Origin of the sequence: Oscillibacter acetigenes (genome assembly GCF_025567605.1) — a bacterium.
In the GTDB taxonomy this organism is placed as follows: domain Bacteria; phylum Bacillota; class Clostridia; order Oscillospirales; family Oscillospiraceae; genus Oscillibacter; species Oscillibacter welbionis.
Genome location: NZ_JAOQKG010000004.1, coordinates 96,919 through 104,573, shown reverse-complemented (window position 1 = coordinate 104,573; position 7,655 = coordinate 96,919). Strand labels below are relative to the sequence as shown.

Annotated in this window: 8 protein-coding genes; 6 read left to right on the top strand and 2 right to left on the bottom strand. The window is 62.7% G+C overall.

Translation table 11 applies throughout. From position 1 onward, the window contains the following. On the bottom strand, nucleotides 1–655 hold a 655-nt coding region (locus OCV80_RS09300), incomplete at its 3' end, for a ClpP family protease (protein ID WP_267288375.1). A 143-nt stretch (nucleotides 656–798) separates the two neighbouring features. On the opposite strand from OCV80_RS09300, the gene OCV80_RS09295 reads away from it, so the two are divergent. The 6 genes from OCV80_RS09295 to OCV80_RS09270 all read left to right on the top strand — a co-directional run bounded on the left by OCV80_RS09295 (nucleotide 799) and on the right by OCV80_RS09270 (nucleotide 5,336). After that, the gene (locus OCV80_RS09295) at nucleotides 799–1,362 is read left to right on the top strand and encodes a hypothetical protein (protein ID WP_119311329.1); all 564 of its coding nucleotides are present in this window, start codon (nucleotides 799–801) and stop codon (nucleotides 1,360–1,362) included. Then, the gene (gene proB / locus OCV80_RS09290; RefSeq protein WP_119311330.1) at nucleotides 1,359–2,174 is read left to right on the top strand and encodes a glutamate 5-kinase; all 816 of its coding nucleotides are present in this window, start codon (nucleotides 1,359–1,361) and stop codon (nucleotides 2,172–2,174) included. Before OCV80_RS09295 ends, proB begins: the two co-directional genes overlap by 4 nt. A gap of 99 nt (nucleotides 2,175–2,273) precedes the next feature. Then, nucleotides 2,274–3,521, top strand: coding sequence for a glutamate-5-semialdehyde dehydrogenase (locus OCV80_RS09285; RefSeq protein ID WP_267288374.1), 1,248 nt, complete (start codon nucleotides 2,274–2,276; stop codon nucleotides 3,519–3,521). Nucleotides 3,522–3,562: 41 nt separating this feature from the next. After that, nucleotides 3,563–3,841, top strand: coding sequence for a hypothetical protein (locus OCV80_RS09280; RefSeq protein ID WP_267288373.1), 279 nt, complete (start codon nucleotides 3,563–3,565; stop codon nucleotides 3,839–3,841). A 38-nt stretch (nucleotides 3,842–3,879) separates the two neighbouring features. Further along, complete coding sequence (gene proC, locus OCV80_RS09275; protein WP_267288372.1) at nucleotides 3,880–4,677, top strand: pyrroline-5-carboxylate reductase; 798 nt, start codon at nucleotides 3,880–3,882, stop codon at nucleotides 4,675–4,677. Nucleotides 4,678–4,799: 122 nt separating this feature from the next. Next, a complete protein-coding gene (locus OCV80_RS09270; protein WP_021748212.1) occupies nucleotides 4,800–5,336 on the top strand; it encodes a dihydrofolate reductase family protein in 537 nt (178 codons plus the stop codon). Nucleotides 5,337–5,413: 77 nt separating this feature from the next. Here OCV80_RS09270 and OCV80_RS09265 read toward each other — a convergent pair whose 3' ends face one another. Further along, nucleotides 5,414–7,591, bottom strand: coding sequence for a 5'-nucleotidase C-terminal domain-containing protein (locus tag OCV80_RS09265; protein ID WP_267288371.1), 2,178 nt, complete (start codon nucleotides 7,589–7,591; stop codon nucleotides 5,414–5,416). Nucleotides 7,592–7,655: the final 64 nt, after the last annotated feature.

Below are 7,655 nucleotides of genomic sequence, written 5' to 3'. Positions count from 1 at the left end.
GGCCGCCCACCTGGTCGATGATGCCCAGGGACACTGCCTCCTCTCCATAGACCACACTGCCAACGTCGGCGGCCATATCGTCCTTTTTCAGCATCAGGGCCTGGAACTTCTGAGCCGTGATCTGGCTGTGGCTGGAGACGAAGGCCACGATCCGATCCTGAAGCCGCTGGAAGTAGTTGTAGGTCTGGGGGGCGGCGATGACCGTGCCGCTCATGCGGACCGGGTGGATGGTCATGGCGGCGCTGGGGACGGCAAAGCTCCGTCGGGCAGCCACTGCCAAAGGCACGCCGATGGAATGGCTTCCTCCCAGGACGATGGAGACCGTAGGCTTTGTCATGCCGGCGATCAGCTCCGCGATGGCAAGGCCCGCCTCCACGTCGCCGCCCACGGTATTCAGCAGGAAGAGGACGCCGTTCACCTCGTCGCTCTCCTCCAGCTTGGCCAGCAGGGGCAGCACATGCTCGTACTTGGTGGTCTTGGCACCGCTGGCGGCGGTGTTGTGGCCCTCGATCTGGCCGATGATGGTCATGCAGTACACGGAGCCGTGGGGCGTTTTGGTCAGGGCGGAGCCGAAGTCCACGATCTGCTGGGCGCCGTCCTTTCCGCTCTCGTCATTTTCCTCTGTGGTGTCCGCAGGTTTGGTGCGTTCTGTCATGGTAAACCCTCCTTTTCCCCGGTATTCTCTGCAATTTTATGAAAAGTACGCGCTGGACTTTCTTTTTGCCGGTTACTGTGATATGATAAAATATCTAAAGTATCTAATCTTCTACTCTGGCCCTTCTCAATAAGGAGATTCCTATGAAACAGCATTTTCAAATCCCCTGGGCTCAGATCCTGATTGTTTGCGCCGCTCTAGTTATGGCTTTTGGAATGGGGACCTCTGTTCAGGTGGAGCAAGAAGCGGTGGGGCAACGGGAAGCCTTCCGACGGAGCCTGCAAATGCTGGACCAGTACCTTTGTGCCCTATCTGAGGATCTGGGTGATCCGGATATTCTTGCCCTGGAGGCTCCCTTGGAGGATGATCGCATTCAGGAAAACCTAGTCCGGGTGCGGCGGACCTCTGTTGCCCTCAAACAGGACTATGTCTCCAACGCCGGGAGAGAGACTTCCCCGCATCCCCACGTGTATCTCTATCTCTTGGCACTAGAGGAAACGCTATTGGAGAGCAATTATCTGGATCTGGAGGCACTTTCTCAGATACTGACTATCTGCCGTTCCCTGTGGGATATTGAAACTGGACTTTCCTACAAGGAGATCATGGCCCAGCTGGAGGAAAACGTCACCTCCGGGGACTACCAGGACGCCTTGGAACTGCTGGGGATCAGCGATATGATACCAATTACCACCCAAGGAGGAACATAACTTTGGAACAGAACAAACAGCGTATTGTGGTGAAGGTGGGCACCTCCACCCTCACCCATAACTCCGGCGCGTTGGACCTTTGGAGCATGGAACATCTGGTGCGGACCCTGGCGGATCTCCAGGGCATGGGGCATGAGGTGATCCTGGTGTCCTCCGGTGCCATCGCTGTGGGCACCGCCAAGCTGGGGCTGTCCGAGCGGCCGAAGGAGCTGCGGATGAAGCAGGCAGCCGCTGCGGTGGGCCAGTGCCGGATGATGCACATTTACGACAAATTCTTCTCCGAGTACAACCGCTCCATGGCCCAGATCCTGCTGACAGGAGATGATGTGGAGGACCCGGAGCGGGCGGAGCACCTGTCCAACACCTTCTCCGCCCTGCTGGAGATGGGGGTCATCCCTGTGGTGAACGAGAATGACTCCGTCTCCTCCGCCGAGATCGAGACCGGACGCCATAAGGTCCTGGGCGATAACGACACCCTCTCTGCCATCGTGGCGGAGCTGTGCCGGGCGGATCTGCTGGTACTGCTCAGCGACATCGATGGGCTGTACGACGCGGACCCCAAGACTCACCCGGAGGCAAAGCTCCTACACCAGGTGACGGAGCTGACGCCGGAGATCCTGGAGATGGCCGGCGGCGCCGGCAGCTGGCGGGGCACCGGCGGCATGGCCACCAAGCTCTCCGCTGCCCGCATTGCCATGGAGGCCGGGTGCGATATGGTCATCACCAACGGCAGACGGATGGAAGACCTGTATGGCATCGCGGAGGGAAAGGACATTGGAACGCGATTTGTATCGGGGAAAACTAGGAATTGATGGATTGCACCCCCAGCGGAATGATTTGAAATTCGTCCGGATCCGCCGGACCCCTAAATTTCCAACTCCTAATTCCTCTTTCAAGAAAGGTGTGACGATATGACAGCATTACAGCAGCAGGGACAGGCGGCAAAGGCCGCCACCTACGTTCTGGCCACCGCCGGGACGGCCAGGAAAAACGCGGCGCTGAATGCCATTGCGGACGTTCTGACAGAGCGGCAGACAGAGTGGCTCTCCGCCAACGCAGAGGACGTGGCCGCCGCGAAGGAGGCGGGGATGCGCCCCGCCATGCTGGACCGGCTGACCCTGACGCCGGAACGGGTGGCAGGCATCGTGGACGGCGTGCGGCAGGTGGCTGCCCTTCCGGATCCCATCGGCAGAGTGGACAAGATGGAAACCCGGCCCAACGGCCTTATCATCGGCCGGCGGCGGGTGCCCCTGGGGGTCATCGCCATCATCTTTGAGGCCCGGCCCAACGTCACCGTAGACGCTGCGGCGCTGTGCCTGAAGTCCGGCAATGTGTGTATCCTCCGAGGCGGCAAGGAGGCCATCCGCTCCAACCGCTGTGTGGCGGAGCTGATGCGTCAGGCCCTGCGGTCCGTAGGTCTGCCGGAGGACTGCATCTCCCTGGTGCAGGACACCAGCCACGAGACCGCCAATGAGCTGATGCACCTGGACGGCTATGTGGACGTGCTGATCCCCCGGGGCGGCGCCGGGCTGATCCGGGCCGTGGCCAAGGAGGCCAGCGTGCCGGTGATCCGCACCGGCGAGGGCGTGTGCCACATCTATATCGACGATGAGGCAGACCTGGACATGGGTGCCAGCATCCTCTTCAATGCCAAGTGCTCCCGTCCCTCTGTGTGCAACGCCGTGGAGTGCGTGCTGGTCCACCGGGACGTGGCGGCGGACTTCTGGAAAAAGGCCCTTCCCCTTCTGGATGAGAAGGGCGTGGAGCTGCGGGCGGACCCGGAGGCCCTGGAGATCCTGGGCACCCGGGCGGTACCGGCAGAAGACAGCGACTGGGACGCCGAGTACGACGACTACATCCTGGCTGTCAAGACGGCAGGCGGCATGGATGAGGCCATCGATTTCATCAACACCCACGGCACCCAGCACTCCGAGGCCATCATCACGAAGAACTACTTCAAGGCCCAGCACTTCCTGGACCACGTGGATGCGGCGGCGGTGTACGTCAACGCCTCCACCCGGTTCACAGACGGCGGCGAGTTCGGTCTGGGGGCGGAGATCGGCATTTCCACCCAGAAGATGCACGCCCGGGGCCCCATGGGACTGGAGGAGCTGACCAGCTGCAAGTACGTCATTTACGGTGAGGGACAGGTGCGGTAAGCGCCTGCCGGAAGTTAAAACACCAAGAGGGGATGGTCTCTATGGCGGCGATCATTCTCTCCCTGCTGGCTGCAGCGCTTCTGTCGGCCGTGCTGCTCATCCCCGCCGGACACCTGAAGCAGGCGCTGGGCATCCCGTCGGCGGTCTGTTCCGCTGCGGCGATGGGGCTGTACCTGCAGATGCGCACTGTCTCCGGCAGGCTTGGTACCGGAATAGCACTGGTGCAGCTGTACCTTCCCTGCGCTGTTTACGGACTGGTGATCCTGGGCGGCGCGGCCCTGGGTCCGACAGGATGGTGCTGCGGAAAAAAGCGAAGCTGAACATCTGATTCTGATTTGAAAAAAGAGGTTGATGCACAATGGCGACATTTGGTTTTATCGGCACCGGAAATATGGGCGGCGCCCTGGCCCGGGCGGCCCGCAAGCGGCTGTCCGGCGGAGAGATCCTGTTGGCGAACCGCTCCGCCGCCAAAGCGGAGGCCCTGGCCCAGGAGCTGGACTGCCGGGCTGTGGACAATGCGGCGGTGGCCGCTGAGGCAGATTACATCTTCCTGGGCGTGAAGCCCTATATGGTGGCAGGGCTGATGGAGAAGATCGGCCCCGTGCTGGCGGCGCGGAAGGACCGGTTCGTGCTGGTGTCCATGGCGGCGGCCCTCACCATCCCCGACCTGCGGGAGCGGGGCTGCGGGGACTGGCCCCTGATCCGCATCATGCCCAATACCCCCTCTGCCATCGGGGAGGGCGTGATCTTCTACACCTGCGACGGCGTCACGGCGGAGGAGGAAGCGGCGTTCCTGGAGAACATGGCAGGCGCCGGGCGGCTGCTGCCCCTCGACGACCATCTGATGGACGCCGGCAGCGCCGTGGCCGGCTGCGGACCGGCCTTTGTGGACCTCTTCATCGAGGCCATGGCGGACGGCGGCGTGGCCTGCGGCCTCACCCGTCCCATGGCGATGGAGTGCGCCGCCCAGACGCTGATCGGCGCCGCGCGGCTGATGCTGGAGACGGGCCGCCATCCCGGTGCGCTGAAGGATGCGGTCTGTTCCCCCGGCGGCGCCACCATCCAGGGCGTCCGGGCGCTGGAGGCCGGCGGGTTCCGCAGCGCAGTGATGGAGGCGGTCATCGCCGCCTATGAGAAGAGTGCGGAGATGAAGTGAACGGTCCGTGGCCGGAGGCAGCTGCCTCCGGCCACGGCATTTTTTGTCCGCCTGCGGGACTTGCCAGCAGACGGCGAGATGTGGTATGATCGTTCTCCCATCTTTTTGACAGGAGGACATGTATGGCACGGGACATCATCTTGAATCTGGCAATCAGCCTGGATGGCTTCATTTGCGATGAGGACGGCGGCTTCGCATGGATCAGCGGCCAGGGAGATGTCCGGGCCGACACGGCGGACCACTTCGACTTCGACGGCTTCCTGGCATCCTGCGACACCATCGTTATGGGTCGAAAGGCTTATGAGGACTGCCTTAGTTCTCTGCCCGAAGCGGCGGAAAAGCGATTCCTGGTGGCCTCCCGGACACCTCGAGCGCCGGAGGGCAGGGTTGTCTTTCTCTCCGCCGATGTGGTGGCGGAAGTTCTGGCGCTGAAGGACCGGCCCGGCAAGCACATCTGGCTGTTCGGCGGTGGAGAGCTGGCCTCCGACTTCATTCGCGCCGACGCCGTAGACCGGTATATCGTCGGCATCCTGCCGGTGATCCGGGGCAAGGGCCGGCGGCTGTTTCAGGAGGGGATTCCGCCGGTGGAACTCCATCTGGACCGCTGCACGGTCTCAGACGGCATCCCTATTCTGGAGTACAGCCGGCGGGGCCGGTAAGGCAGATAGACAACAGCCGCAGGGAGCGTTCCCTGCGGCTGTTGTTTTGTGATTTGAGAAGATCTGACTTCTGTCGCTCAGGCAGCAGCGTTGGCGGCCCGGTACAGGAAGGTCACAATCTGGCCCCGCTGGCAGACGGTGTCGGGAGAGAACGTGCTGCCGTCACCGGTGCCGAGGGTGACGCCCTGGGCCACGGCCCAGTTCACCGCGGCGGCGTAGTCCGCGTCAGCGGCCACGTCGGTGAAGGAAGCGGCAGCAGCCTCGGGGCTGTCGGCGGCAACCCACATGAAGTACACCGCCATGGCGCGGGTGCAGCCCGCATAGGGATCAAAGGTCTCGCCTTCCACCAGGCCCTGCTCGCTGGCCCACTGGACGGCCTTGAAGAAGTACAGGCTGGTGTCCGTCACATCGGTATAGGCGGGTTCCGTGCTAGCAGGCTCCGGAGAACCGGCGGCGCGCCACAGGTAGGTGATGATCTGGGCACGGGTGCAGTTCTGGTAGGGAGAGAAGGTGGTGGCGGTGGTGCCGTTGGTGATGCCCTCGTCCACGGCCCACTCAATGCCGTCATAGTAGGGAGAGGTCGCCGCCACGTCGGTGAAGGCCAGGCCCTGGTCAACAGTGATGCGGCCAGCGGGCTGACCGTAGGCCTCTTCGGTGACGGTGCCCTTCAGCTCGTCGGTGATGTAGTCCATGACCACCTCGTCCATAGAGAGGCCCAGGTCATAGTTGACGGAGGCAGCCGCGAACGCATAGTAGGTGTCGCCGCCGGCGGCCATGAAGTCGTTGGTGGCGATGGTATAGGTGGCGTTGGCATCAAAGGGCTCGCCGCCCACGGTCTCGATGGTGACGCGCTGAATGCTCTTGGGGCCGTAGTAGGTGGAGCCGGGATACTGCTCGCCCTGGTCATAGGCCTTGGTGGTGTCCACGGTGAACTCGATGCCGCTCACCTGGGGGAAGCCGCCGATAGAGGTGGGCGTGCAGTAGGTGGAAGCCTCCAGAGCCTCCAGCAGCTCGGCGCCGGTGACTTTCACGATGGAGAGGGTGTTGCCGAAGGGCAGCACAGTGTTGATATCCTTCTTGGTGATGTCGCCGGCGGCGATGGAGGCGCGGATGCCGCCGCCGTTGGTGACAGCCGCGTCCACCTCAGTGCCCTCACGCTCGGCGCCCCAGACCAGAGCGTCGCAGATCAGGTCGCCCAGGTTGGTCTCCTCGGTACGGTTACCGGGCTCCTTCTCGCCGTTCAGGGCCACTTCGGTCTTTGCAAACACCGTGCCGTATTCCTTGTCGATCTCCGCCTGGATCTTGGCGGCGCGGGCAGCCACATCAGCGTCCGTGGCGGTTAGGCTCTCCAGAGAGGTCGTTCTCGCATCAATATGCCCGGCTTCGTCGATCGTGACGACACCCACTTCCTCCAGCTTCGTTCCGGCGGAGGTCAAGACCGTACCATTGACCATGTCGGTGCCAATGGTGACCGTCACATCGCCAGCATCCGTCACGGTACCGCCCAATGCCGCCATGATGTCCTCCTGGGTGGAGTGAGAGTGGCCGTCGATGAACACGTCGATGCCGTCCACCTTCTCCAGCAGGTCGATGGAGCGGTTGCCGGTGGACTCGGCATCGATGCCCAGGTGGCCCAGGCAGATGATGTACTCGCAGCCCTCTGCCTCCAGTGCGTCCACCTGATCCTGCGCGCAGTCGAACATCTTATCGCCGGCCAGGAAGGTCACGCCCTGGATCTTGGCGGGGTGGGCCTTGGTTGCGGTCTCCGGGGTGTCCAGGCCGAACACGCCGATCTTGGTGCCGTCGGGCGCGGTGAAGACCACGTTGTCCTCAAAGGCCACCTGGCCGTTGTACAGGACATTGGCGTCCACGATGGTGAAGTCGGCGTCCGCCTCCAGATCCTTGAGGTTCTGGTAGCCGTAGTCGAACTCATGGTTGCCCATGCTGGCCACGTCGTAGCCGGCCAGGTTCATCAGCTCCACGGCGGTGGCGCCCTCAGACGTGCTGACGGTGGGATCGCCCTGGATGAAGTCACCGGCGTCCATCAGCAGGACGTAGGCGCCGCGGGCCTCGTAGGCGTCCTTCAGCGCGGCCACTTTGGCATAGCCGCTGATGGCGCCATGCACATCATTGGTGTGCAGGATGACGATGTCGCCGTCCAGATCCTGTGCCGTCTCTTCCGCCGCATTGGCGGTGACGGCCAGGGAGAACGTCATGACCACCGCCAGCAGCAGGGACAAGACTTTCTTTTTCATTCTGTTACCTCCTCTGAAAGCGCGGGAGATGACCTCCCGTGGTATGGATATAGTATAGCACATC